Annotated in this window: 32 protein-coding genes; 17 read left to right on the top strand and 15 right to left on the bottom strand. The window is 33.8% G+C overall.

All coding sequences use genetic code 11. From position 1 onward, the window contains the following. Window positions 1-628, top strand: a 628-nt coding sequence (locus tag UIB65_RS01875) for an alpha/beta hydrolase (protein ID WP_330039451.1), incomplete at its 5' end; no start/stop codon positions are given. A gap of 74 nt (window positions 629-702) precedes the next feature. Here UIB65_RS01875 and cobM read toward each other — a convergent pair. Continuing rightward, entirely contained in the window at window positions 703-1,455 is a 753-nt protein-coding gene (cobM, locus tag UIB65_RS01870; RefSeq protein ID WP_330039450.1) for a precorrin-4 C(11)-methyltransferase, read from the bottom strand. Between the two features lie 98 nt (window positions 1,456-1,553). On the opposite strand from cobM, the gene UIB65_RS01865 reads away from it, so the two are divergent. From UIB65_RS01865 to UIB65_RS01845, 5 genes are read left to right on the top strand one after another with little or no spacing between them, the layout of a single operon-like run. Then, window positions 1,554-1,949 carry a hypothetical protein gene (locus tag UIB65_RS01865; protein WP_330039449.1) on the top strand — a complete coding sequence of 132 codons (396 nt, stop codon included), beginning with the start codon at window positions 1,554-1,556 and terminating at the stop codon, window positions 1,947-1,949. Beyond that, entirely contained in the window at window positions 1,946-2,443 is a 498-nt protein-coding gene (locus tag UIB65_RS01860) for a hypothetical protein (RefSeq protein WP_330039448.1), read from the top strand. Before UIB65_RS01865 ends, UIB65_RS01860 begins: the two co-directional genes overlap by 4 nt. A gap of 25 nt (window positions 2,444-2,468) precedes the next feature. Next, complete coding sequence (locus tag UIB65_RS01855) at window positions 2,469-2,840, top strand: carboxymuconolactone decarboxylase family protein (RefSeq protein ID WP_330039447.1); 372 nt, start codon at window positions 2,469-2,471, stop codon at window positions 2,838-2,840. Then, on the top strand, window positions 2,837-2,959 hold the full coding sequence (locus tag UIB65_RS01850) for a hypothetical protein (RefSeq protein ID WP_330039446.1): 123 nt from the start codon (window positions 2,837-2,839) through the stop codon (window positions 2,957-2,959). The genes UIB65_RS01855 and UIB65_RS01850 overlap by 4 nt, the downstream gene beginning before the upstream one ends. Then, on the top strand, window positions 2,937-3,248 hold the full coding sequence (locus UIB65_RS01845; protein WP_330039445.1) for a hypothetical protein: 312 nt from the start codon (window positions 2,937-2,939) through the stop codon (window positions 3,246-3,248). The genes UIB65_RS01850 and UIB65_RS01845 overlap by 23 nt, the downstream gene beginning before the upstream one ends. Here the strand turns inward: UIB65_RS01845 and UIB65_RS01840 are convergent. From UIB65_RS01840 to mtxX, 3 genes are read right to left on the bottom strand one after another with little or no spacing between them, the layout of a single operon-like run. Further along, window positions 3,245-4,006 carry a TatD family hydrolase gene (locus tag UIB65_RS01840; RefSeq protein ID WP_330039444.1) on the bottom strand — a complete coding sequence of 254 codons (762 nt, stop codon included), beginning with the start codon at window positions 4,004-4,006 and terminating at the stop codon, window positions 3,245-3,247. The genes UIB65_RS01845 and UIB65_RS01840 overlap by 4 nt on opposite strands. A 3-nt stretch (window positions 4,007-4,009) precedes the next feature. Beyond that, window positions 4,010-4,774 (bottom strand): polyprenyl diphosphate synthase, encoded by a 765-nt coding sequence (gene uppS, locus UIB65_RS01835; RefSeq protein WP_330039443.1) that lies wholly within the window; start codon window positions 4,772-4,774, stop codon window positions 4,010-4,012. 42 nt (window positions 4,775-4,816) lie between these two features. Further along, window positions 4,817-5,533 (bottom strand): methanogenesis marker protein Mmp4/MtxX, encoded by a 717-nt coding sequence (gene mtxX, locus UIB65_RS01830; RefSeq protein ID WP_330039442.1) that lies wholly within the window; start codon window positions 5,531-5,533, stop codon window positions 4,817-4,819. 134 nt (window positions 5,534-5,667) lie between these two features. Here mtxX and UIB65_RS01825 point away from each other — a divergent pair, with 134 nt between their 5' ends. Beyond that, window positions 5,668-5,928: a helix-turn-helix domain-containing protein gene (locus UIB65_RS01825; RefSeq protein WP_296803110.1), complete on the top strand. Its 261-nt coding sequence runs from the start codon at window positions 5,668-5,670 to the stop codon at window positions 5,926-5,928. A 26-nt stretch (window positions 5,929-5,954) separates the two neighbouring features. On the opposite strand, the gene UIB65_RS01820 is transcribed toward UIB65_RS01825, so the two are convergent. From UIB65_RS01820 to UIB65_RS01810, 3 genes are all read right to left on the bottom strand, one after another. Beyond that, a complete protein-coding gene (locus UIB65_RS01820) occupies window positions 5,955-7,328 on the bottom strand; it encodes a 2,3-diphosphoglycerate synthetase (RefSeq protein ID WP_330039441.1) in 1,374 nt (457 codons plus the stop codon). A 62-nt stretch (window positions 7,329-7,390) separates the two neighbouring features. Beyond that, on the bottom strand, window positions 7,391-7,678 hold the full coding sequence (locus UIB65_RS01815) for a UPF0058 family protein (protein ID WP_292880176.1): 288 nt from the start codon (window positions 7,676-7,678) through the stop codon (window positions 7,391-7,393). 442 nt (window positions 7,679-8,120) lie between these two features. Further along, window positions 8,121-8,837: a UPF0280 family protein gene (locus UIB65_RS01810; RefSeq protein WP_330039440.1), complete on the bottom strand. Its 717-nt coding sequence runs from the start codon at window positions 8,835-8,837 to the stop codon at window positions 8,121-8,123. A 188-nt stretch (window positions 8,838-9,025) separates the two neighbouring features. Here UIB65_RS01810 and comA point away from each other — a divergent pair, with 188 nt between their 5' ends. The 5 genes from comA to hdrA all read left to right on the top strand — a co-directional run bounded on the left by comA (window position 9,026) and on the right by hdrA (window position 15,001). Beyond that, window positions 9,026-9,799, top strand: a complete 774-nt coding sequence (gene comA, locus UIB65_RS01805; protein WP_330039439.1) for a phosphosulfolactate synthase — start codon at window positions 9,026-9,028, stop codon at window positions 9,797-9,799. Window positions 9,800-9,893: 94 nt separating this feature from the next. Next, the gene (locus tag UIB65_RS01800) at window positions 9,894-11,144 is read left to right on the top strand and encodes a methanogenesis marker 16 metalloprotein (RefSeq protein WP_330039438.1); all 1,251 of its coding nucleotides are present in this window, start codon (window positions 9,894-9,896) and stop codon (window positions 11,142-11,144) included. Between the two features lie 11 nt (window positions 11,145-11,155). Then, entirely contained in the window at window positions 11,156-11,770 is a 615-nt protein-coding gene (gene hdrC, locus UIB65_RS01795; RefSeq protein ID WP_330039437.1) for a ferredoxin:CoB-CoM heterodisulfide reductase subunit HdrC, read from the top strand. After that, on the top strand, window positions 11,754-12,695 hold the full coding sequence (hdrB, locus tag UIB65_RS01790) for a ferredoxin:CoB-CoM heterodisulfide reductase subunit HdrB (protein WP_330039436.1): 942 nt from the start codon (window positions 11,754-11,756) through the stop codon (window positions 12,693-12,695). Before hdrC ends, hdrB begins: the two co-directional genes overlap by 17 nt. Next, window positions 12,692-15,001, top strand: coding sequence for a ferredoxin:CoB-CoM heterodisulfide reductase subunit HdrA (gene hdrA, locus UIB65_RS01785; protein WP_330039435.1), 2,310 nt, complete (start codon window positions 12,692-12,694; stop codon window positions 14,999-15,001). The genes hdrB and hdrA overlap by 4 nt, the downstream gene beginning before the upstream one ends. A gap of 150 nt (window positions 15,002-15,151) precedes the next feature. On the opposite strand, the gene UIB65_RS01780 is transcribed toward hdrA, so the two are convergent. Next, complete coding sequence (locus UIB65_RS01780) at window positions 15,152-15,739, bottom strand: hypothetical protein (RefSeq protein WP_330039434.1); 588 nt, start codon at window positions 15,737-15,739, stop codon at window positions 15,152-15,154. 340 nt (window positions 15,740-16,079) lie between these two features. Between UIB65_RS01780 and UIB65_RS01775 the strand changes: the two genes are divergently transcribed. Then, window positions 16,080-16,250, top strand: coding sequence for a hypothetical protein (locus UIB65_RS01775; RefSeq protein ID WP_330039453.1), 171 nt, complete (start codon window positions 16,080-16,082; stop codon window positions 16,248-16,250). Here the strand turns inward: UIB65_RS01775 and UIB65_RS01770 are convergent, their stop codons facing one another. The 3 genes from UIB65_RS01770 to comD all read right to left on the bottom strand — a co-directional run bounded on the left by UIB65_RS01770 (window position 16,251) and on the right by comD (window position 17,683). Beyond that, window positions 16,251-16,514 carry a MarR family transcriptional regulator gene (locus UIB65_RS01770; RefSeq protein ID WP_330039433.1) on the bottom strand — a complete coding sequence of 88 codons (264 nt, stop codon included), beginning with the start codon at window positions 16,512-16,514 and terminating at the stop codon, window positions 16,251-16,253. It abuts the gene before it with no gap. A 130-nt stretch (window positions 16,515-16,644) separates the two neighbouring features. Further along, on the bottom strand, window positions 16,645-17,187 hold the full coding sequence (gene comE / locus UIB65_RS01765; protein WP_330039432.1) for a sulfopyruvate decarboxylase subunit beta: 543 nt from the start codon (window positions 17,185-17,187) through the stop codon (window positions 16,645-16,647). 4 nt (window positions 17,188-17,191) lie between these two features. After that, a complete protein-coding gene (gene comD, locus UIB65_RS01760; protein WP_330039431.1) occupies window positions 17,192-17,683 on the bottom strand; it encodes a sulfopyruvate decarboxylase subunit alpha in 492 nt (163 codons plus the stop codon). 201 nt (window positions 17,684-17,884) lie between these two features. Between comD and cofH the strand changes: the two genes are divergently transcribed. Further along, window positions 17,885-19,027 carry a 5-amino-6-(D-ribitylamino)uracil--L-tyrosine 4-hydroxyphenyl transferase CofH gene (gene cofH, locus UIB65_RS01755; protein ID WP_330039430.1) on the top strand — a complete coding sequence of 381 codons (1,143 nt, stop codon included), beginning with the start codon at window positions 17,885-17,887 and terminating at the stop codon, window positions 19,025-19,027. A 15-nt stretch (window positions 19,028-19,042) separates the two neighbouring features. Then, on the top strand, window positions 19,043-19,618 hold the full coding sequence (locus tag UIB65_RS01750) for a thymidylate kinase (protein WP_330039429.1): 576 nt from the start codon (window positions 19,043-19,045) through the stop codon (window positions 19,616-19,618). 11 nt (window positions 19,619-19,629) lie between these two features. On the opposite strand, the gene UIB65_RS01745 is transcribed toward UIB65_RS01750, so the two are convergent. The 3 genes from UIB65_RS01745 to UIB65_RS01735 form a co-directional block, all read right to left on the bottom strand. Continuing rightward, window positions 19,630-19,887 (bottom strand): hypothetical protein, encoded by a 258-nt coding sequence (locus UIB65_RS01745; RefSeq protein ID WP_330039428.1) that lies wholly within the window; start codon window positions 19,885-19,887, stop codon window positions 19,630-19,632. A gap of 1 nt (window position 19,888) precedes the next feature. Continuing rightward, complete coding sequence (gene priS, locus UIB65_RS01740; RefSeq protein WP_330039427.1) at window positions 19,889-20,866, bottom strand: DNA primase catalytic subunit PriS; 978 nt, start codon at window positions 20,864-20,866, stop codon at window positions 19,889-19,891. 147 nt (window positions 20,867-21,013) lie between these two features. Further along, window positions 21,014-21,136 carry a hypothetical protein gene (locus UIB65_RS01735; protein ID WP_330039426.1) on the bottom strand — a complete coding sequence of 41 codons (123 nt, stop codon included), beginning with the start codon at window positions 21,134-21,136 and terminating at the stop codon, window positions 21,014-21,016. Between the two features lie 140 nt (window positions 21,137-21,276). Between UIB65_RS01735 and UIB65_RS01730 the strand changes: the two genes are divergently transcribed. Together UIB65_RS01730 and UIB65_RS01725 are read left to right on the top strand one after the other, a co-directional pair. After that, the gene (locus UIB65_RS01730) at window positions 21,277-21,414 is read left to right on the top strand and encodes a hypothetical protein (protein WP_330039425.1); all 138 of its coding nucleotides are present in this window, start codon (window positions 21,277-21,279) and stop codon (window positions 21,412-21,414) included. A gap of 51 nt (window positions 21,415-21,465) precedes the next feature. Beyond that, window positions 21,466-21,984, top strand: a complete 519-nt coding sequence (locus UIB65_RS01725; RefSeq protein ID WP_330039452.1) for a hypothetical protein — start codon at window positions 21,466-21,468, stop codon at window positions 21,982-21,984. A gap of 23 nt (window positions 21,985-22,007) precedes the next feature. Here the strand turns inward: UIB65_RS01725 and UIB65_RS01720 are convergent, their stop codons facing one another. Further along, window positions 22,008-23,747 carry a Na+/H+ antiporter NhaC family protein gene (locus UIB65_RS01720; protein ID WP_330039424.1) on the bottom strand — a complete coding sequence of 580 codons (1,740 nt, stop codon included), beginning with the start codon at window positions 23,745-23,747 and terminating at the stop codon, window positions 22,008-22,010. Window positions 23,748-23,969: the final 222 nt, after the last annotated feature.

The raw sequence follows: 23,969 nt of genomic DNA, 5'->3' as shown, positions 1-23,969 counted from the left end.
TTATAGGCATGCAGAAAAAAATGCAACAGATTTATTAAACGGAACTGAGAATGTTTCTGTAGTTAAACAGGATTATGGATATTTGCTAAATGGTTCAGGTAATGATACTTTGCTAATTTTTTATCCTGGGGCTAAAAACGATTATATAGCTTATCTTCCATTGATGATTAATCTTTCCAGTCGGGGTGTGGATTGCGCTTTAGTTCAGATGCCTTTCAATTTTGCATTTTTCGGTGAGAACACTGCAGATTCAATAATCGATTCAACTAATTATTCACATTATGTATTGGCAGGTCATTCATTGGGCGGACTTTCTGCTGTAGGATTTACCAATCATACAGGTAAAGGTGATGCTGTTGTATTATTGGCTGCATATCCCAACAGTCATGTTAGCAAGCCTGTATTGTCAATTTACGGTTCCAATGATAAGATATTGAATATGAAAGCCTATAATGAGTCAAAACCATTGATGGACAACTTGACTGAATTTGTAATTGACGGTGGTAATCATGAGCAATTTGCTTATTATGGCTATCAGGAAGGTGATGGTGAAGCAAAAATCACTCCTGAAAATCAGCAAAAGCAAACTGCGGATAAAATATTGGAATTCATTAGTAAATTATCTTAACTTTTTTTTGATTAAAAAAATATTCCTATTTAAAAAAATAAAAGTAGTTTAGGAAATATTCAATTTCCTAATTTTTATCTATATTCATGTTTAAAGTTTTTATCATATAGCTTAGATGGGTTGAAATCACCGGGGTCTAAGACATCTCCCACTACAATCATTGCAGTCTTTGTTATATTAGCATCTTTAACTTTTTCTGCAATATTATCAAGTGTTCCTTTAATTATTTCTTGGTCTTCCCATGTGGCCTTTTTCACAACTGCTATAGGAGTATCTTTTTCATAACCTACCAGCAACTCTTCGACAACCTTGTCAATCATACCGATTCCCAAAAAGATGCACATGGTTGCATGATGTTTTGAAAAACTTGCAATGCTTTCACCGGCAGGTTTTGGTGTTCTGCCTTCAGGACGTGTGATGATTACACTTTGTGAGATTTCAGGCAATGTCAATTCAGCTTCCAAGACACTGGCTGTACCGAATAGTGAACTGACTCCTGGGATAATTTCATATTCGATGTCATGTTTTTTAAGTTCACGAATTTGCTCTCCGATTGCACCGTAAATTGAAGGGTCTCCTGTGTGTACACGTGCTACTAATTTACCTTCATTTACTGCTTCAGTTATTATGGCATCTGTTTCATCTAGATTTAAATATGCGCTATTGTGAATTTCACAATCATCCTTTGCAGGATTTAAAACTTCTTTGTTTACAAGTGAACCTGCGTAAATAATAACATCTGCATTTTCAATTACTCTTCTTCCTTTAACGGTTATCAAATCAGGATCTCCGGGACCTGCACCAATGAAAATTACTTTTCCTTTCATGATATAATTTTTTATTTCAAGTATTATTTAATAATTATGTATCAAATTTGACCTTTAATTTCAACAAACTTTATTAATTTTTAAAATAATTAAAAAATATGGACAAAAAAGGTTTTATTTCTATTGAATATTTGTTTTTAATCTTTATTGTATTGATTATTGCTGTGGGATTGTTATTTTTCACATCAGCATCAATTGGCTCAACTAATAATATTGCCGATAATGTTAATCATAGATTGATTTTGGATTATGTGGCAAATATGATAAATCAGGTTAATGCAAATGGCGTGGGATATTCGGTTCTAATTCATCTGGATTCAAAACAGGGGTTTTATGAAATTTCTGTTGAAAAGAATAAGTTGACAATTGAATTTTCAAATAAAAAAGGTGAAACACTTGTACTGCCCTTAAAAATAGATTCTAAGTATAAACTGTATAGTGGAAGAAGTTATATAATCAGCAAGGATGAAGACGGAAAGATTGTGATAAAATGATGGGCAACAGAGGACAGATTGCAGGGGAATATCTTCTTTTGGCAGGAGTATTGATAATCATTGTAATGATGTCAATACAGTTTATTGCATATGAAAATGAATTGAACACGGCAATGGGTGCTGCCAGAAATGGTGTAACTGAAGGACTTGGAACTTCATCAGCGGCAATATACTCAAAAGATTCTTATAATGATTATTCATTATCGAAAAGTAATTTGCTGCATCCCTATTCGGTGGAAATTATCAACATAACATATAACGACTTGGGCAGGGATAATAATTACGATAAACAAAAAATCCAGTTTAAGGTCTATGCCAAGATATCGGATAAGTACAGTAAAAGTGAGCTTGATTCTATAGGGGACAGGATTAATTATAATTTGAGAAAATCATTGGCAACTTGCTTTAACTCAACATCATCCACAAACAAATTGTACAATCCGGTTTTTTCACCTCACTATGTTTTCACAACAGCTAACATTAAATGGGTTTAAGGAGATATTATTAGTAGTGATTATTATGGATAGATACGAAAAAGGAAAGGAATGTATAGAAAGTATTCAGAACATGTCAGTTGAAGAGATTTTCAAGGATTTGGAAGATATTGCACCTGATTTGTCAAGATTTGCAATTGAATTTCCATACGCTGAAATATACACTCGTGATGAGGTTGATTTGAAAACAAGGGAGTTATGTACAGTTGCCGCATTGACTACAATCGGAACAATTCCACAGTTGAAGGACCATATTAACGCAGCATTAAACGTTGGAAATGACCCTAGTGAAATTGTTGAAATAATAATGCAGATGAGTGCCTATGCAGGTTTTCCAAAGGCAATCAATGGCATGATTGCTGCAAAAGAGGTTTTTATAGAAAAAGGTTTATTATGAATGAGGATATTTCTTCACAAACTTTTGATGTCGTTGCATCAAAACTTCAGGATGAGCTGATCGACATTATCTCAAATGATAATCAGGTAAATGACTATGAACTTATTGTGTATAAGTAAAGGTAAAGTTTTACAGGAAGATTTAAAAAAATTCTTTTCAAAAGGCGTTGGGGATAAACAGGATTTGATTTTTAGACTGGAACTTTATTTCTATGCATTCAAGCTGTTTTGCAGAAGGTCCGTCAGGATGGATGACGGTCATTTTATAATATATTTGAATGATTCACTTTTGGAATGGAATTTGATTAAATTAGTGATGGATGATTTTACAGATTTTGAATTGGTTATTGAGGCTGTAAAAGAAAATAATGATGTGTTGTTGAATTTGAATTTCACATATCATTACTAGATTTTGAAAATCTTACGGGCATTGTTTGTTGTTATCTCATCAACAGTGCTCAAATCCATATCTTTAATTTCAGCAATTTTTTTAACTGCATTAACCACATTTGCAGGTTCGTTTCGCTCTTCTTTTGTCATGGCTAAATATGGACTGTCAGTTTCTGTTAAAACATAGTTCAAATCTATTTTTTCAATTAAATCCTGATGATGTTTTGAATAGCATAGTATGGTTGAAAAGCTCATGAAACAGTTGTCCCTATTCATTATTCTTTTTGCAGTCTTTAAACTGCCTCCATAACAATGGAAAACAAAATAAGGTATGTCGTCATAGTCTTCAATGATATTGACAGCTTTTTTTTCACAATCCCTCACATGCATTACGATGGGAACTTTATATTCATTTGCAAGATTTAAAAAACTGGTGAAAATTTCCTGCTGCCTTTCTCTGAGGGCTTTGTCGGTGACATAATAATAATCCATTCCCACTTCGCCAACAGCTACAATGTTTGATAGATTGTCGATTAAATGATTTTGAGCATCTTTCAATTCTTCATCTGTTGAATTCTGTGAACTTACTGGGTGAAAACCGAATGTTGGATATATAAAACCTTCATATTCTTTTGAAAGTTCTAAAACATTTTGATTACTTTGTTTGTTAAAGCCTGATGCTATAATTAAATCCAAATTATCTTCAGCTCTTTTTAAAACTTCTTTGCGGTCTTTATCAAAGTCTTCAAAATCAATATGGCAGTGTGTGTCAATCATTATTTAAACTCCAAATCTTCTGTCTCTTGCTTGGTATGATCGAATAGCTCTAATGAAATCGACTTTTCTTAATTCAGGCCACAATGTTTCACAGAAATACAATTCAGAGTAGGATGATTGCCAGAGTAAAAATCCGCTTAGGCGTTCTTCTCCACTTGTTCTGATAATTAGGTTAGGATCATCCAATCCTTCTGTATACAGGTTCTTGCTTACTAGGTCTTCATCGACATCGTCAACGGTAATCTTGCCGGCTTGAACTTCTGAAATAATTTTTTTAAATGAGTCAATAATTTCTAAACGACCATCATATCCTATAGCTAGATTAAATAATCTTTTCTTGTAGTGTTTAGTAGCTTCCTCTGCTTCTTGAATGGCTTCTTTTACATTGTCTGGCAGTAATTCTGTTCGTCCAACAACTTTCACTTTCACTTCGTTTTTATGGATTTTTTCATGGGTTACTAGTCTTTTGAAGTTTTTAACAAATAAATTCATTAAGCCTTCAACTTCATGTTGTGGCCTATTGAAATTTTCTGTTGAAAAAGCATATGCTGTAATGATTTCTATTCCAAGTTCTATACTCCAGTCTAAAACTTTTTCCAAGGTATCTACTCCAATTTCATGTCCTTTGACAACATCTATATTTCCTTGGAGTTTGGAAAATCGTCTGTTTCCATCCATGATTATGGCAACATGTTTCGGCATTTGTTCCGGTTTTAAATCACGAGAAATGTACCATTCATAAATCCTGTATAATATGTTTTCTCCCATTTTAATCACAAAATGATTTGTATTTGATAAGTATGTCTTTTTTTAATCCTTTGTTAAAAGTTCGGCCAAAATCAAGCTTCTGACATAACCGTCAATGCTCTGGTCTCTGCTTGTATCAATGTAAGTCCTGTCCATTCCAAAGGTAATTGCACCATAACTAGGCCAGGAATTTAGTAATACAAGTGTTCTGAATATTATGTTTCCAACTCTTCCATTTGGAGCAATAATAACATTGCATTTGTCGTTTATTGCTTTTTCAATTAAAATGTGATAATTTTTTACTTCATCGTCGGTATTTTCTTGGATGAGTTTGGTTAATTTTTTACTTTCTTTAAGTGAGTTTGAAACTTCTTTACCTCTTCCGAAGTCATCTTCTCTGCCTTCAGCAAGAATTGCAATTTTAGGTTTCTTTCCAACTTGTTTTAGAAAGTCAGAACATTGTATTGCCAGTTTATATCTATCTTCAACAGTATTTCCTTCATCGATTCCCACAGGTGTTAGTAGTAATTCATATCCTTCTTTATTGATGTAAGTTGCCCTTGAAAGATTTGGGTATTTTTCTTTCAGTTGGTTCATGATATTGGATGCGGGAAGTGATCCACGTATCACACAATCGATATTTCTATCTAATACTGCCTTGATTAAATCTTCATCACTATAAATCAATATTATATCGTTTTTTGGGTGTTTTTCTTTGAAAATATGGCATGCTTGAATAATATTTTCATTTTCTCCAACACCAATAGCTATTCGTGTCATTAATTTATGTATTTATTTTTCATTATAAATTAAGTTTTTCTTAATTAATGATGTTTATTTTGTATCTAAATATAATCTATGTTATAATATTATTATACGAATTCTTTTTTACTAGAAAGGATTAACTTTATATTATGAATGAAAATGAAATTTTTAAATTGGTTGGTTATGTAATTGCATCAGAATATAGGACAAATATTATAAAATGTATAGGAAATGATATTAAAATTCCTTCTGTTATCGCTGAAGAAGTGGGTTTGAGAACCAATCATGTTTCTAATGTATTAAAAGAATTAAAAAAGGAAGGTATTGTTGTTTGTTTAAATGAAGAAGCTAAAAAAGGACGTTTGTATAAAAATACTGATTTGGGTATTGAAATTTTAAAATATGTATAAAAAATGAAAAAATAGAATTTATATAACTAACTGTTGAAACTCTCAATTGCTGAATCGACTAATTTGATTACAGTTTTTTTCAAATCCGGATAATTTTCATTGATTGCAACAGGAATATTGTCGCAATAAACTACTTCTAATCCATGACTGAGTGCATCTTTAGTCGCAACATCAACTGCAGCCGCTTTAAGTTCGGTTAACATAACTTCCGCTTCATCGATATATTTTTGAATGTCTTGACGCAATAATGGCCTGTTTGATAAGTGTGCGGTAGTTCCGATAACTTCACAGTCATAATTTCTTTCTAAATATTCAACCAATTTGTCTTTAACAGATTCAGGGGCTGTAGTTGCAAACAATACTTTTTTGCCTGCCAGATTGCCCAATGGCTTAGGTCTGAATACTGTTGAAATCACTGTCGCATCTGGATTTACATCAGCTACAAATTCTTCTATCTTTTTTATTTTGTCTTTATCTGCCATAGGTTCTTCGCACATGGTCAGGATAACAAGGTCTCCAAGACCAACTCTATATGGTCCGAAATATGTGGTCAGGTTTTCAATTGGTTGATTTGCTCCAATCAGCGCTATTTTTTTATCGGTTTTGATTGGAGGTATTGCTGCTCCGCTTCCTTCAAATATTGCAAATTTGGAGTCGACTTTGTTGGCTAATTTTGCTCCTTGTTTCATATTTGTCAGGAATACTTCACCTGCCATTCCACCGCCACAGCGTCTGCATCCGATTGTCAGTATTCTGCTCATTAATGCATCTTCCCAATGGTCACTTGCTGCATGAACTCCTTTTTCGGATTGCTCTAGTAAAAATTTAGCATTGATTTCCAGCTCTTCGCCGTGAACTATTTCCGGTTCTTCCGGTCCACCTCTTCCCATGGCGATTACGCATGGTTCATAACCGTTCTTGTCAATCAATCTTGAAACAAATCCTGAAACTGCAGTTTTTCCGATACGTTTTCCAGTTCCAAGGATTGTGATGGAGGGTTTTTCCATAATTTCATATTGTGAAGTAGGTTCAAATTTAAAATCAGGTCCTTCATATGTTATTCCTTCGTTTAAAACTTTGCATGCAATTTTAAACCTTTTGGGATAATCAAGAATCGGCTCGTCGCTCAAATCCATTACTGTATCGATGTCATATTTTCTGATCATGTCAACAATAATGTCATATGGGATGTCTTTATCTTTTGCAAACTGAACCGGCACACCTAGCTTTTCAGAGTAAGATTCCTCGGAATCGTCTCTGAGCTTTTCAGTACCTCCTATAAAAACAGCAGCAGATATATCAATGTGTTCTAATTTATTTAAAGTATCTATTGCTTCTTTGGTAACTGGAAGATAATGTTCTCCGTCAACCAAACAAAGCATTTTGTTAACACCTTTCATAATATTTAATATGAAGGTTATTGTTATTAAAAATATTTAAAAAAAGTAAAAAAAGTAAAGATTTAAGCCACATTTAGTTCTTTTTCAGAACGTGACACTAAATCTGCTAAGGAATTGCGAACATTTTCAGGAATTGAGTTTCCTTCTTTATCTGCAATAACTTGAGAGATAATTTTACAAAGGACAAAAATAGCATGTTTGTGTTCAGCTTTTGTCTTATGTATGTGGTGCGGGCTTATTTTTAGTGTAATGTATTCGCTACAGTCATTAGTTATTTGATCATCTTCTGCTAAGTATTTTAAAACATATACTAAAAATTGATGTAATTGTATCATTTCATCCTTATACATAACTATCTAACCTTTAAATTAACTATTCTGTTAGTTAAATTTGGACTACCTTGAAAGCTTCAAGGATTATTTTTTCACGGATTACGTATCTGCCGTGCCATCCCCCATGTCCAGAGGTTATTTAAGATATTTTTTCGTATTTAAATTGTATTAAATATGAAATTTAATATCTTGACTCTTTTATTAAAGAATTTGATAAGAATTATTTTTTCTTATTTAAAAATATGTCCAACTTGATGTTGGCATTATGATAAATTATATGGGATTATAATTTATTATCACTTTTTTTTAATAATTATATATTGATAATAACTCATATTTAAATATTCCATCAAATTATTATTACAAAAATTGATTTTTCAAATTAAATTATAAATTTAATAACATGTCTTTAAGTCATTTGACATGGGTGGTCAAAAATCTAGTTTTTTTTGTTTGAATCTCAAATTTTAATATCAAATTCATTTGTTTCAACAATTTCAGGTAATTTGCCTATTGTCCCAATATTTTTTTCTGAAATTATTAAAATCCCTTCATAATGCTCCTTATAATTTTCTGCAGCTTCCAGGGCATTTGTCACCTTGTCTTCAGAGGTCTGACCATTGACTTCATTGGCTATTCGGGTAGCGAGTCCGTCTGCAATTGAAGGCGATTTGGCAATTACAGTTACGCTATCTGATTTTCCAAAGCTGATGGAATGACCTATTTTTCCGGAGGATGTGCATATTCCCAGCGGTTTTTTTCTGGGCTTGATTTTAAATGCGATTTCATTTCCGAGAATTTCATTATTGGAATAGATTCCGCACAATGCTTTTTCATCATTGATTAGGGCAATGTCTCCGCCGTTTTCAACAATTGAATATTTGGATTCCTTTTCTATTAAATAATTGAGGGACAATTCAGATATTGTTCCTGCAACACAGGCCATAGGGCCAACATCGCAGATATGTGATGATTTATTCATGGTTCTTATTATTTGGGGCAATGATTCGTCATTTAACTTGATGGGTTCTATTGAAAGCAAAAAATCCTGGTTTTTTGAAATGTAATTTGTCAAATCCGATCTGACTTTAAATATAAAATGTTTTAAGTGATGTTTTGATATGTCTGTTTTTAACCGGATATGTGTTTCACCCAAGTTAATTTCTTCATAATTCATATTTTTTTATTTTAGAAAGGGTATTATTAAAATTTTTCATGTAAAATTTCAATATAATATCTGTTATTTTTTTTATGAGGTGATATAACAGCCTTTTAAAGCTATTTAAAAGCAAAGTATTAAAAACATTTATATATAATATTTAATTATTTATAATTTAGAAAAATAAATTAACACGTGTGATATTTGTGAAATCATTTGAATTTTTATCTGTTCCAAGAGAAGAAAAACCAAGGGATTGCGGAATGACCATGGTTTTGGACAAAGGTTTAGGCCTTGAAACTGCAGAAAGCCTGATGAATATTTCCGGAGAGTATGTGGATTATTTGAAATTCGGATGGGGAACATCAATCGTTCATGAACAGGATATAATAAAATCCAAGGTTGAAATGTATAAATCCCATCAGATTACTCCATATACTGGAGGAACCTTGTTTGAATTGGCTTATAAATCTAATAAGCTGGAAGAATTTTTTGCAGAAGCGCATGAATTGGGTTTTCCTGCCATTGAAGTGTCAGACGGTTCTGTAAACATTCCTCATGAAGATAAATTGGAATGCATCGAACTTGCTAAAAGCGATGGGTTTGAGGTACTGTCTGAAGTGGGCAAAAAAGACCCTAATTTGGATAAGGAACTGTCATTGGATGAAAGAATCCAATATATGCAGGAAGAACTAAATTCAGGTTCCTCATTGATAATTGTAGAGGCAAGAGAAGGCGGAAAGAATATTGGAATTTTCGACAAGGCAGGAAATGCAAAAGAGGATGAAATAGATTATATTTTAGACAATTTCAATGGAGACAAAATTCTTTGGGAAGCTCCGAATAAGGACCAGCAGGTATTTTTCATACTGAAACTTGGAAATACGGTTAATCTTGGAAATATTTCAAGTGATGACATTACCTCTCTTGAAACCCTAAGAAGAGGTCTTAGAGGAGATACAGTTGGTAAAATAGAATGATTATTAGTTAATAATAAGTAGTTATATGTTAAAATTGAAACAATAAACTTGGGCTATGGTTTCAATTCAAAAAACCTAACAGAAGGTAGATAAATTGACAACACGAACTATCAGTCAAATAAATCAGAAAATTGAAAACGGCGAAGCTAATATATATACGGCAGAAGAGTTTAAAAAACTAATAAAAAATGATGATGCGCCAAGTTTTGAAGAGGTAGATGTAGTGACATGCGGAACATGTGGGGTGATGAGCGGAACAGCAGCCATTCTAAACTTCATAGTTTCAGGCCCTGGTGAATTCATAAGGGCCAATGAGGTGTACTTAAATGGGGTTCCGGCATATGCAGGCCCTTGTCCTAATGAATGGTTGGGATCTGTGGATGTAATTCTTCACGGTACTGCACATTCAATACATGATGAAAATTATGGTGGAGGATTCTTGTTAAAAGACCTGCTTGAAGGAAAGCCTATTGATGTGAGGGTTGAAAGTGCCGATGATAAAACAATTGAAAATACAATAACAATTGATGACATTACTCGTGGTCAGATTATTGGCGCACGTATGGCATTCAAAAACTACACAGCATTTACAAATCCAAACACTGAAGCCATTCCATCCATTTTTGCAGCAACTCCTCTTGAAGGTAATTTGTCAGGTCTGACATTTTCAGGCTGCGGCGATTTAAATCCGCTTCAAAACGATATTCCTCATAATGTAATTAAGGAAGGCAAAAGAGTTCTCATAAACGGTGCGGAAGGATATATCTTAGGTGACGGTACAAGGTCAAGCCCTGAAAAGCCAAATCTGATGTTGACTGGTGATTTGACAAAAATGGATCCGTACTACTTGGGAGGCTTTAAAACAGGTCAGGGCGGAGAAATCTATGATACTGTTGCCATTCCAATTCCTGTCCTGTCTGAAGAAATATATAATAACTTACTGATTAAAGATGAGGACATTAATTTGCCGGTTGCAGATATTAAGGGTCGTCATTTGCCGCTGGATGAAACAAATTACAGAAAAATGTGGGATGGAAATGACTTAAGACCACAATATGACAGGGCCAAATGTTCCAAGTGCGAAAGCTGTTTTGTTGAAGAGATTTGTCCTACCAATGCATTTGCAAAGAATAATTTGAATCTGGCCCATTGTTTCGGATGCGGTATGTGTGCTAATTTCTGCAGGCATGATGCCTTTAACATGAAGACCGGTGATGTCGATTTAACTATAAACGGTAGCGAAGTGAATATTCCAATTATCTGCAGACAGTCAGATAGGTTAAGAGGAAACAAACTGTCATTGAAATTAAAGAAAATGATTGAAGATAGGGAGTTTGAATTGTAATTGGTGATAAAATGACTTCTCAACAAAAAATTACAGACTCACCAATTGATTTTGCTGAAGAAATAATTGAGGACGTTAAAAATTCAAAGGAAGATGGCGTTTTAAAATGTGTGCAATGTGGAATGTGCACTTCAACATGTCCCGCTGCACGACACTCCGACTATAATCCCCGCGATATTATAGAAAGGGTTTTGGATGGTGATGAAACAATTCTGGAAGATGAAAATATTTGGAATTGCTTTTATTGCTATACCTGTCACAGCGTATGCCCTGTTGGAAACAGTGTCTGTGAAGTTAACCAAATTCTTAAACAGTTCGCAATAACTAATGGAATAGGTTACGATAAGCTTTATGAATATATGGGCTTTGCAGATAGCTATTTTACAGCGGCAATCGGTGCAATACCTGAAATATTCTTCGAGGATATAGACAGGGATGTTCCCGGATGGTGGGATTTCAGACAGAACCTTGATGAAATTCGAAGTGAATTGGAATTGGATCCTCCATTGATGCCTTCGAAGGAAGTAATTGATGAAGTTAGTAAAATATTAACAATAACAGGTTTTAAAGATAAGATTGATAAAATAAGAGAATCTCAGGAGGAAGAACATGAAGAATGTTCCTGATAAAAATATTCTACTGTTTAGAAGCTGTTTGGTAAGTGTCGAATATCCTGGAGTTGAAGCGTCAACCAAGTTCGTCTTTGACAAATTGGGCATTGATTATGCAATTTCAGATAAGCAAACATGCTGTACAGGACTTGGACATTACTCCGATGTTTTCAATCAGATTGATACAACAGCCATTGGGGCAAGAAATTTCAAGATAGCCCATGAATTGAATAGGCCTAATCTTGTAATGATGTGCGCTACATGTTATGCCATCAACAAAAAGTCAGTTAAGCTATTGAATAAAAAGGATGACTTGAGGGAACATATTAACAAACTCTTTGATGAAAACGGCTTGTCCCATTTGAAATATGAAAAGGATGATTTAAAGCCAACTGAAAATATTTTTCATGTGGTGGATATCCTTTACGGCAAAAAGGATAAAATCAAGGAAAACATCAAATATGATTTAAGCGATTATACAATAGCAACCCATCACGGATGCCATTACTGTAAGGTTCATTATGAGGATACAATCGGCGGTGTAAGGGATCCGAATATCATGGATGAATTGATTGAAGAATGTGGCTGTAAGACTATTGGATGGTATGACCATAAAAGAGCTACCTGTGGAACAGGATTCAGACAAAGATATTCCAATCCTGATTTGTCTTTTACAGCTACAGCGGATAAAATGAATGCCATTGCTGATGAGGATGTTGACATATTGGTACATTTATGTCCGAATTGCCATATTCAATTTGACAGGTATCAGCATTTAATTTCAGAGCGCGAAGGCAGAAATTTCAGGGCTATCCATTTGAATATTACACAGTTCATGGCATTGGCTATGGGAGGAGATTTTGATAAGGTAATAGGTGCAAAGGCCCATACAGTTCCAATTGATTCGGTCATTAAAGATTTGAAGGAGGTTGAAAAATGAGGGATGATTTAAAAGTTGGCGTTTTTTTATGTGAATGTGGTGGAAACATTGCAGATATTATAGATTTGGATGAAGTTAAAGAATCATTGGATGTTGAGTTTATCGGTCAATTCGAGAATTTATGTTCATTGAATGGACGTAAAATAATCAGGGATGCAATTTTTGACCATGACCTGGACAGGGTCGTCGTAGCAGCATGCTCACCTATAAGTCATGAAAAAACATTTCAGGATTATGTAAAACCTTTAAATCCTTATTTGATGGATATGGCAAATATAAGGGAACAGTGTTCATGGGTGCATGATGATAAGCAAAGGGCAACCCATAAGGCCATTACATTAATCAATGCTTCAATCGAAAAGGTTAAGCAGTCCGATGCCGTAGACCCGATTTATTGCCAAACTCCTAAGGAAGTAGCAGTAATCGGAGGAGGCATTGCTGGAATGAATGCAGCACTGTCCCTTGCAAAGCAGGGAACTAAAGTTACCATCATAGAGCAGTCACCTTCTATCGGTGGGCACATGGCTAAGATAGGTAAGGTGTTCTCACCGGTCAAGATTGCTGAAGAATGTGGGATGTGTCTTCTTAATCCGATATTGAATGAACTTGTTTGGAATGAAAACATTGAAGTTTTAACTAATTCAAAGGTAATTGAGGCTGAAAGAAGGGCAGGAACCTATAATCTGATTGTAGAGCAGTCTCCAAGATATGTCGATACTGAAAAATGTATTGCCTGTGGAAAATGTGCCGAAGTTTGTGAAGTGGAAGTTCCGAATGACTGGAATGATAATTTATCCATGAGAAAAGCAATTTACAGGCCATTTGGACAGTCTTATCCTGAAAGTTACGTTATTGATATGGATAACTGCTCAAAATGTGGGGATTGTTTTAGAACTTGTAACATGAAGGCCATTAGACTTAAAGGAAAACCTGAAAAAACATTGTTGCAGGTTGGTTCAATTATAGTTGCAACAGGCCATAAGCTATTTGACATGGAAAAAAGGCCTGAATATGGATATACAAGATATGCTGATGTGATTACTCAGTCTGAACTCGGACGTATCACCGGTGTAAATGGTCCTACAAAAGGAAAGCTTTTAAAATCAAATGGTGAAGTTCCAAAACGTGTTGTGATGATTCAATGTGTAGGTTCAAGGGATGAAAAGCCTGATGGACACAGATACTGTTCGAAAATATGTTGTACGGTAGCTTTGAAGAATGCTAATATCATAAAGCACAAATATCCAGACACTGACGTTTTGATTTGTTACACTGATGTTAGAACTCCTGGAATGTTTGAGAAATACTATAAGCACACTCAGGAAAATGAGGTTAGATTCTTAAGAGGTCGTCCGGGAGAAGTTGTTAAAAAAGGAGATAATTTCATTGTAAGAACCGAGGATACACTTAAAGGTGAATTTGTAGAAATTGAGGCAGACATGGTGGTATTGTCCACTGCAATGGAACCTTCTTTAGGTACTCGTGAAATTGCTGAGATTTTAAACATAGGAACAACTGAAGACGGATTCATCAAGGAATCACATCCAAAAATCAAGCCTGTGGCCACTGATGTGCAGGGAATTTTTGTATGTGGAACAGCACAGGACCCAAAGGACATTACAGATTCTATCATGCAGGCGACTGCTGCTGCATCAAAGGTTTCAGAGTATAATTATGGTGGTGTTGAAATTGAACCGTTCATCGCTGAAATAGATAAGGAAAAATGTACTGTATGTGGAGATTGTATTAGCAGATGCAAATATAAGTCCATGAGTATACAGGATGATGAGATATATATTGATCCGATGAGCTGTACAGGATGTGGTAAATGTCTTGTAGGATGTAAAGAAAGGGCAATTACTGTAAACGGTAATGTCGATGAGAAGATAGTGGCTACAATAAATGGTGTATTGTCTAAAAAACGTGAAGGAGAACGTATGATTCTTGTATTTTTAGATAACATTGGATATACTGCTGCAGATAATATTGGGGTAAACAGGTTGTCTTATCCTGAATCAATACACATTATCAAGGTCATTTCAGTAAATCGTGTAAGTCCAAGACACATCAGATATGCACTTGAAAATGGTGCAGATGGAATATTCATCGGTGAATTCCCTGGTGATTTGATGTATGATGAAGTGGAACGTAAAATTGAAAAGGTTAAAGAATGCATTGCCGAAATGGGTCAAAATCCTGAAAGGGTTACATTCTCAAAAGTTTATATTCCATACTTTACAGGTCTTGCCCGTAAATTGACTGATTTCGATAAGAAAATTGTGGAGTTGAATGAAGCTGAGTTGTAATTCACAACTTCAGTTTTTTTTATTTTTATTAAAATTAATAAAATCTAAACGATAATCTCTTTTTTTTAATTAACAATCTAAAAATAGTCTTGAATTTTAAAAAAAGTAATAAAGATTTTTAGAAATTAATCTAAAAATCTCATGCTTGAGTTATTTTGCTGCAGTAGCGTTAATACTGTTGATAATTCCGTCAATTTCTGGAGTGTATAAATTGGTGTCTGGATTAGTTGTGAAAATAATTAATTTATGTTCTTTTCCATCTTTGAGGAATGTAACTGATCTGAAATGGTCAACGTTGTCCTCGAATGGAGCAGCAATTTCCGGTGGGAAAGTAATCCATGCCTCATCACTTCCAGGTACTTCTGTTGAAGCAGTTAAATTTTTGAGTTTAGCAGTTTTTGCAGCGAACTCATGAAGTGTATACCCGTTCACGGTATTGTTTGTTATATTTTCATACCCTGCTTTTTTACCGTTTGATTTAACGGCTCCAAAGAATTCTTTTTCAAATTTATCGTCTGTACTTTTTTGAGGGGTCAATGTTATGTTTATGTCCTTGCATGATGCAGCTATCTTCTTATCATCAACGGTATAGTTACTTGGGACTTTGACTTGTGCGCCATCGCCTACCAAGTATTTGTCTCCTCCTAAAAAGTCAAACCATCCTGCGCTTACAGCACTCAAGCAGCTGAATACTGCTAAAGCAATTATTGCTATGACTAATATTTTTTTAATGTCCATTTTAATCTCCCTTTTTTTTAAATTAAGAATTTGTTTTTTCTTTTGGAAAATGAAATGTGTATTGCCTTAACAATTTACTATCAAAAGCAAAATTTCCATAAGAACCTACAATTCTATGATTAACTGTTTATGGCATATGCTTAAATATGTTTCTAGAAAGCTTTTTATTTAGTTAAACAAAATATATTATTTTATAAATTTTATAAATATTGTATAATTATTTTTGAATTTTCTATTCAATTTAATTTAAATATTTTTTATAATTTTCTGCAAAAGCTATTGTGATTTTGGTGATGATATTGCAAATTTATATTAATGATAAGATACACACAATTTAAACATGATAACCTGTAATGTATGTGGACATTTGAATGATTCATCAAGAGCAACTTGTGAAAATTGCGGGTCTGATTTGTCAGACAGCCCTGATTGGGGAATGGATTATGATGATGATTTGAACTTCGACCAAAGTGAAGAAATGGGCTATTATGATGACAGCTATTATGATTAGTTAGTCTATGTATTCCAGTAATTCCAATCCTAATTCTGTGCATTTGTACAGTCTTCCTTTTCTTACTTCCTCGTTAATGCATATTACCAGATTATGCTTTTTTAAGTCAGATAATGCTGCAGATACTTGACTGGTTTTAATATTGATGTCATTTGCAATTTCTGACGGCATTTTGAGGTCATTACCTAAGGATTGTAATGTTTTTGTCCTGTATGGGGATACTTTAATGTAACCCAGAAGTTTGTACAATTCTATTTCTTCCATAACTATAATTCTTTAAATTCATTAAAAAATCTTTATATATCATTTATATTTATTTGTATGTGTTTAAACATAGAGTATTCACAAGTTTAACGAATTTTAAGGAAAATTGTAAAAAATAGTATATGAAAAGCTATTTTTCAATAGTTTCCATAAATCTGTTTTTAATTTCTACGGGTGTAAGGTCAATGATAGGTGCTTTTGAGTTTCCAGGTTCAGTATCGTAAACGATAAAACTGGAATTGTCACTTTTTATCATGTCTTTTAAATCGATGTCTTGGAATTTAAAGCTGTTTTTAAATCCAACGCTTTTTGCAATTTCACATAAGTCAATGACTTGTGCATAGGTATCCTGATTTCCAGTTGAACCGTATGCTCCGTTGTCTATTACAATCCAAGTTAAGTTTTTAGGATTATTTGCAAATATTGTTACGAGTGATCCCATATTCATTAAAAGTGACCCGTCGCCATCGATAACAACAATGTCCTTGTCAGGACGTGCTAAAGCAAGGCCTAAACCGATTGATGATGCAAGGCCCATTGAACCAATCATATAGAAATTTTCGTTCCTATCTTTTATGTCATACAGTTCTCTTGATGGGAATCCTATATTGCAGACTATAAGTTCATCTTCAATGTCTCTCATTATGTCTCTAATTGCTTCTCTTCTTGCCATGATATCACCAATAACTGATTTCTAAAAGTATTGAAACGGGTTTTCCCTCTTCTTGTGATAAGTCCCAGGATTCGATAATGTCTTCATAGGCAGCTTCTGAATTTCCAGGTTTGAAGAATTTGAAATCCATTGATTCCAATATTCTAGGTGTTGACCTGCCCATTGGAACTTGTCCACAGATATTTTCACCTTCAGTTCCTCTATGACTCATAATCATAAGTAATGGAAATTCATATAATTCCATTAGGGATTTGAGGGCATTTATTGAGTTTCCAAGTCCTGAATTTTGCATCAATATTGCAGTTTTTTTACCTCCAAGGTAAGCTCCTGCACATATTCCAATTCCTTCCTCTTCACGAGTAACGGGTATGTGGGTAATTTCCTCATCTTCATCAAGCATATCCAATAATTTTGATAAGTTAACGCAGGGAACGCTTACGACAAAGTCGATTCCTGCATCTTTAAGGCCATTAAAAATAGCTTCACTACTGTCCATAATATCACATCTATTTAATAATATTATGACTTTATAATTCATCATTTAAATAGCTATTTTATTTGTTAATTCATTAATTTTTCATTGTTTGCATATTGTATTTATTAAAATTGATATTTCTCAATTAAAATAATGTAAATTTTCATACATTTGATTTAATTAATAGAAAGGTATTTATTTAATTTAGAATAATATAATATCATGTTTGATAAACTACCAATTTCTTCTAAAACAGAAAAGATTCTGACAAACTCTTTGGATGAAGCAATTTCTGTTGAGGAGGCAAACCATTTAATGAATATTAAAGGGCCAGATTTATATCCTTTACTTGCAACTGCTGATTATTTAAGACATAAAATCGTTGGGGACAACGTAACATTCATTAATAATTGTAATATTAATTTTACCAATATCTGTACTGTCAGATGTGGATTCTGCGCATTCGGAAAGGATGCTGATGATCCTGAAGCTTACATAATGAATGATGAGCAGATATTGTCCAAAGCTGAAGACGCCGTTCAAAAGGGTGCTCATGAATTCTGTGTTATGGGAGGCGTACTTCCTGATGCGGACATTGAATATTATGAGCATTTGCTGCATTTATTAAAAGATGAATATCCTGATGTAATGATTCATGGATTTTCACCAACTATGATAAATGATGCATGTATGGTTTCAGGAATGGATATTGCTGAAGGATGTGAAAGGCTTAAGGATGCAGGTCTTGACACATTGCCCGGAACTGCTGCTGAAATATTGACTGACCGTTCAAGAGATTTGATTTGTCCTGAGAAAGTCAGCGTTTCTGAATGGATAGATATTGTTAAAACAGCCCATGAGGTTGGAATTCCAGGTTCTGCAACTATCATGTATGGGCATGTTGAAACTTTAGAGGAAAGGGTAGAACATATTGACATTATTCGTCAAATTCAAGAAGAAACTCATGGATTTACGGAATTCATACCAATGACATTTATGCATGAGTATTCTCCAATTTTCCTGGAAGGCCAATCAAATCTTGGAGCCACAGGCACTGAAGATTTAAAGCTATATGCCGTTTCAAGATTAATGCTTAGGGATGTAATTCCAAACATACAGGTGTCCTGGGTTAAGATGGGATTCAGATTTGCACAAGTTTCACTTACTGCAGGCGCAAATGATTTGGGAGGAACTTTGGGTGGAGACGAATTGTCAGAAGCTTCAGGTGCTCCTGATGGAGTTGATGCTTCTATTGATACTTTAAGCAATATGGTTAAAAATCTTGATAGAAATCCTATTGAAAGAAATTCCAAATACACTGAATTTTATCCGATTGGCGAGAAAAAGGTATTTGCTTCAAAATAATTGATTTGGTGAATTATGAATAAGTTTATTGTCATTGACGGGCTTGATGGGTGCGGAAAAGACACTCAAGTAAATTTGCTTGCTGAAGTTTACAGAAATCAGGGTAGAGATGTAACCATTAGGTCCCATCCCTGTAATGACAATAAGTATGGTAGGAAATCAAAACAGGCTCTTTTAAAAACAGGTAAAATAAATCACTTGAAGGCTACAATCTATTTTGGATTGGATGCAATCAGATCAGTCCATATGTTTTATTACAATAAGGACACTGATGTTTTAATCTTTTCAAGATATACTATGGCAGTTGCGTATCTTCCAAATGTGGTGAATGTAATTATTTATAAAATCGTTTCTGTTTTGCTTCCAAAATCAGATTGCATGTTCTTTTTGGATGTAACTCCCGAAGAATCATTAAGACGTATCAAATCACGTAATGAAGAAGAGGAAATGTTTGAAAATCTTGATGCTTTAAGAAAGGCACGTTCCAAAACAAGTAAAGTTACATATGAATGGAATGTAATTCCCGCTGATGATTCTGCAGAAATCGTCAGCAATAAAATTGTTGCCAAATGCCTTGAATCAGATAGATGATTCTTATTTTTTTATAAAACTTCTTTTATTCCTTCATCGGTTATTATCATTAATGAGTTAAGATTATCTAAAAAAAGTGAAACGATAGGATGTGTCTGAATATCCTTGTGCATAAATATTATTTCTTTGTCGACTATGTCAATCCAGTTTACATGGTAAACTACAACACCATTGACAATCACTCCTAAAAACTGGGGTATGAATCTGTTCTCATTAACTTCATCGAAATACTGATTTTTCCTTAGAATGTCTCTTAATACTTTATCCATCTTAAACACCTTTTCTTTCGTATACAAATTTTGGAACGGCTTTTGAGAACGGGTCAAATGTTTCTCTATTTTTGACTTCCATACATTTCATACTTACCTTTGAGTGAAGTGATGAAGGAAGCCTTAAAATTCTTTTCAAATCTATGGATACCTTTGCATCTATTGTTGCAAGATTGACACGCGCCATAGCTTCAACTAAATTTTTGTATCTTCTAGGACCGATATCCCTTTTGAAATATCCCCAATTGTCATTTTCCAAGTGATGCCTTGATGCAATAATGTCTTTCATGAGCTTTGGATTGATTCCGTCCAATTTTTCATTTCCAACCAAATGCTTGATGTTGAATTTGACCTTGTCGGTGAATATTTTGGAGTATCCTACCGGAATGGAGAAATGTTCAAAATTAAAACTTTGATTTGACACTTCCGGATTTACGAACTGGGATTTGGGAACTTCTGCACCTGCAACGTATTTCAATACCTCTGACCTGAGTTCACTTCCTGCAGTCATCATTTCATCATCTAAAATCCTGATGTGATAACCTCTTCCGGAATAGATTAGATGAATATTTTTAAGACCCAGATCTGATTCCAAAGTGTCAATAAGTGTATTTACGATTTCTAAAGCTTCACCAAGACATATTTCACATACGCTATCGCACTGACATGATCTGATTGGAATGTCTTTTGCATCAACATCAAAGATATACTCTGCTTTCAGCCAGTCTTCCCTTCTTCTGGGGTTGTTGTAGAATGCTACTGAGATATATGCTGCAAAAGGAGCCTTATATCTTAAAAATTTTCTCAGGGATTCCTTGCCTCTAAAGACTTTATATCTGTCATTTGGTCCTGTTCCATTATGGTCGAAACCAAATTCCCTTTTTTTGATATCGGTAGCAATGAAGTCTGGCAAATCATTTTCGGACCATTCTTCACGATAGTACTGTCTTCTTTCTTTCAAAGTAGCTTTAGAAAACATGTTTAATAATTACTTTTTTAAAGTATATATTATTTCGTAAAGTGTGCATTTGCACGTTGATGATTTGGTTAAAAAAATTTTGATGATGGTTTTTTTGGTGTAAGTGATTATATGGATAATGAATAGTTATTTCATATTCAGAGGGTATTATTTGTTTTTACAGCATCCGAAAAAGAAATTTTTAACTTTTTTGGTTTTGGATTTTTTATCGGATTTCTTTTTTTCATTTATCTTGTGCAGGTTTTTTCTAGCTTCGGCCATGTTTCCCATTTTCTCACCTCTAAAATTTAGTCTTACCTAAATTATATTTTTAACTTTATTATTTATAAAGTTTTGTTAAATGAAATACTTTAACTGTCTTAAATAGTTGTTAATCATATTAATATATATCTATTAATGGAGGAGATAAAATGAATGGTATTGCAGCATTGTTTGTAGGAGCTATTGTAGCATATATCGTTAAGGGCCTTCTTGGAGATAGTGCCTTTGCTACAGTCATCAGTATAATTGTAGGTTTTGTTGTGATGGGTTTTGTTGCATCTCTCTAGTGAGGATATTTTTCATAATATCATTTATTAGCTAGTTTGATAAAATAATTAATCATGGAAGAAATAGTTGAAGTAATTGGAGTGGAACATCTGAAGAATGTTCTTTCAAATTTGACTCCTGAAGATATTGTAACACCTGCATTTGAAAATTGGATTTCATGTCAGAGAACTGGTCATACTGTACTTAATTTGGAAAATGGTAAAGTATATGGTTTGGGAATTGAGTTCAATCAATTGCCTTTGGCGGATAATATTTACATTGAGTTATTCACCATAAAATCTGATGAAGACCCCATTGAAGCTGAAGAATTGTTTTCAAAACAGGAATATGAAGAGTTCTTGGAGTTCAGCAGTGATGACCCTTGTGAATATATTCCTGATATTATCACTGATTTTTGTGAAAAAAATAACATCAATGAATATGAGCGCAAAATTGGAATTTTGGCTTATAACTTCGAGAAAAATGAGCAGGCAAATTATAATATGTGGGAATCAACAATTTTAAATAAATATTATGATGCGATATATGAAGACCACAATCCGTTTAAGTTTTCACATTCGTCAATTTAAAAAAATAGTAAAAGTGAAGAAACTTAGGCAGTTTCTTCTTCAACGTTTTTTTCAAAATCTACTTTTTCACCGATTATTTTCAACCCGACAAACATCATTATTGTAGCGACAGGGATGGATATATACCAAGGAATTCCGAATCCTGCCGGAATGTAACCGAAGATTATGGCTATAATTGCTACAAATCCTGCGTAGTAAATTTGTGTTTGAACGTGGTCAATATGGTTACAGCTGGTACCCATACTTGAAAGAATTGTTGTATCTGAAATTGGTGAGCAGTGATCTCCGAAAATAGCTCCTGTCAATACTCCGCTTGTACAGGTAATGACGAATCCCATGTCTGGTGAAACCGCCCATGCGAGTGGTATTGCCAGAGGCATTAGGATACTCATTGTACCATATGCTGTACCTGTTGCAAAGGAAATCAGTCCTCCAAGTATGAAAATCAGTGACGGTAAAATCCAGTATGGAATTGTATCTTTTAAAACACTTACCAGGTAGTCTGCAGTACCAACTTCACCGATTACTCCACCTAAGGACCATGCGAGTAATAAGATTACTCCAGTAATGACAATAGTTTTCATACCACCAATCCATTCGCTAATGGCTTGTTCTATTGTCATGATTCTTTGTGCCACTGCCATAACCATGGCCACTATGGATGCAAGTAATGCAGCTTGGAACAATGAAACTGATGTGTCTGAAGCAGATAATGCTTCAAATATTCCATCAAATGATAATGGGGAAGTTTTCATTAATGTGATAAGTGCTTGATCGTTTCCACTTAAAATGGCGCTGTATCCATTCCAATAAAATGCAATCAATGCTCCGACAATTAATGTTAAAATTGGTATGATTGCATTCCAAACGTTTAATTTAATGCCTTCAACAGGTTGCACTTCATCAAAACCAGGTGCTTCAAAAGCTTTTACGGGTTCCAAACCTTTTCTGGCACGTGCTTCCTGTTCTGCTTTTTTCATCGGTCCGAATTCATATAATGTGAGTGCAGAAATAACAATGAAAATTAAAATGAGTATGTTGTAATATCTGTAGGGAATAGTTTGTAAAAATATTCCGAATCCGCTTACATCCATTCCAATTGTTTTAAAACCCGCTGCAATTAAACTTATTTCCAATCCAATCCATGTTGAAATAATTGCGATACCTGCAACGGGTGCAGCTGTTGCGTCCACAACAAATGCTAATTTTTCTCTAGACACCTTAAGTTTATCCATTACAGGCCTCATAATTGGACCTACAATTAATGAGTTTGCATAATCGTCAAAGAATACGCATAATCCTAAAAACCAGGTAATGAGTTGTGCTTTTCTTGGTGTGTCTGCACGTTTGGCCAACGCATCTGCCAAAGCTTTTGCACCACCCATTTTTGTTATTAACTGGATTACACCACCGATAAGTAAACATTGGAGGATAATACCCGCATTCCAAGGATCTGACATGCATGCAATGATTTGATGTGCAATAGCTAAAAATGCATTTATGATACTATTGACAATATTTAAGTCGGTTACGCAGAGCATAAATTCTCCGATGAAAATTCCGATAAACAATGATAATATTGTTTCCTTGGTAATAAATGCCAATGCAATAGCCACGAGTGGTGGTAATAATGTCAAAACTCCAAACCGCGCTGAATTATTTCCATCAGCCGGCATTTGTGTTATTAATAGAGATAATACGAAAAGACCTATTACACAAACAGCAGTTATTATTCCTATTTTCATATTATTATTGATGTTCATAAATTCACCATGTTTTCAAAAAAAATTTTTTTTAAGTACTAACTAAGTATAATTTAATTATAATATTCTAAAATGTTCATTTTTTTTTAAAAATAATAAACAATAATAATTTCAGTTTTCTTTTTTATTTTAATAATTATTGTTAATTTCTAATTTTGAGTAATTAAAATCATTATATTTCAATTAAATCATGTTGTATAATTTATAAATTCTATTATAAAT

Origin of the sequence: Methanobrevibacter sp. (assembly GCF_036307625.1) — an archaeon.
Lineage (GTDB): Archaea > Methanobacteriota > Methanobacteria > Methanobacteriales > Methanobacteriaceae > Methanocatella.
Note: the sequence above shows the minus strand (reverse complement) of the source record. Positions and strands in the feature narration are given on the sequence as shown.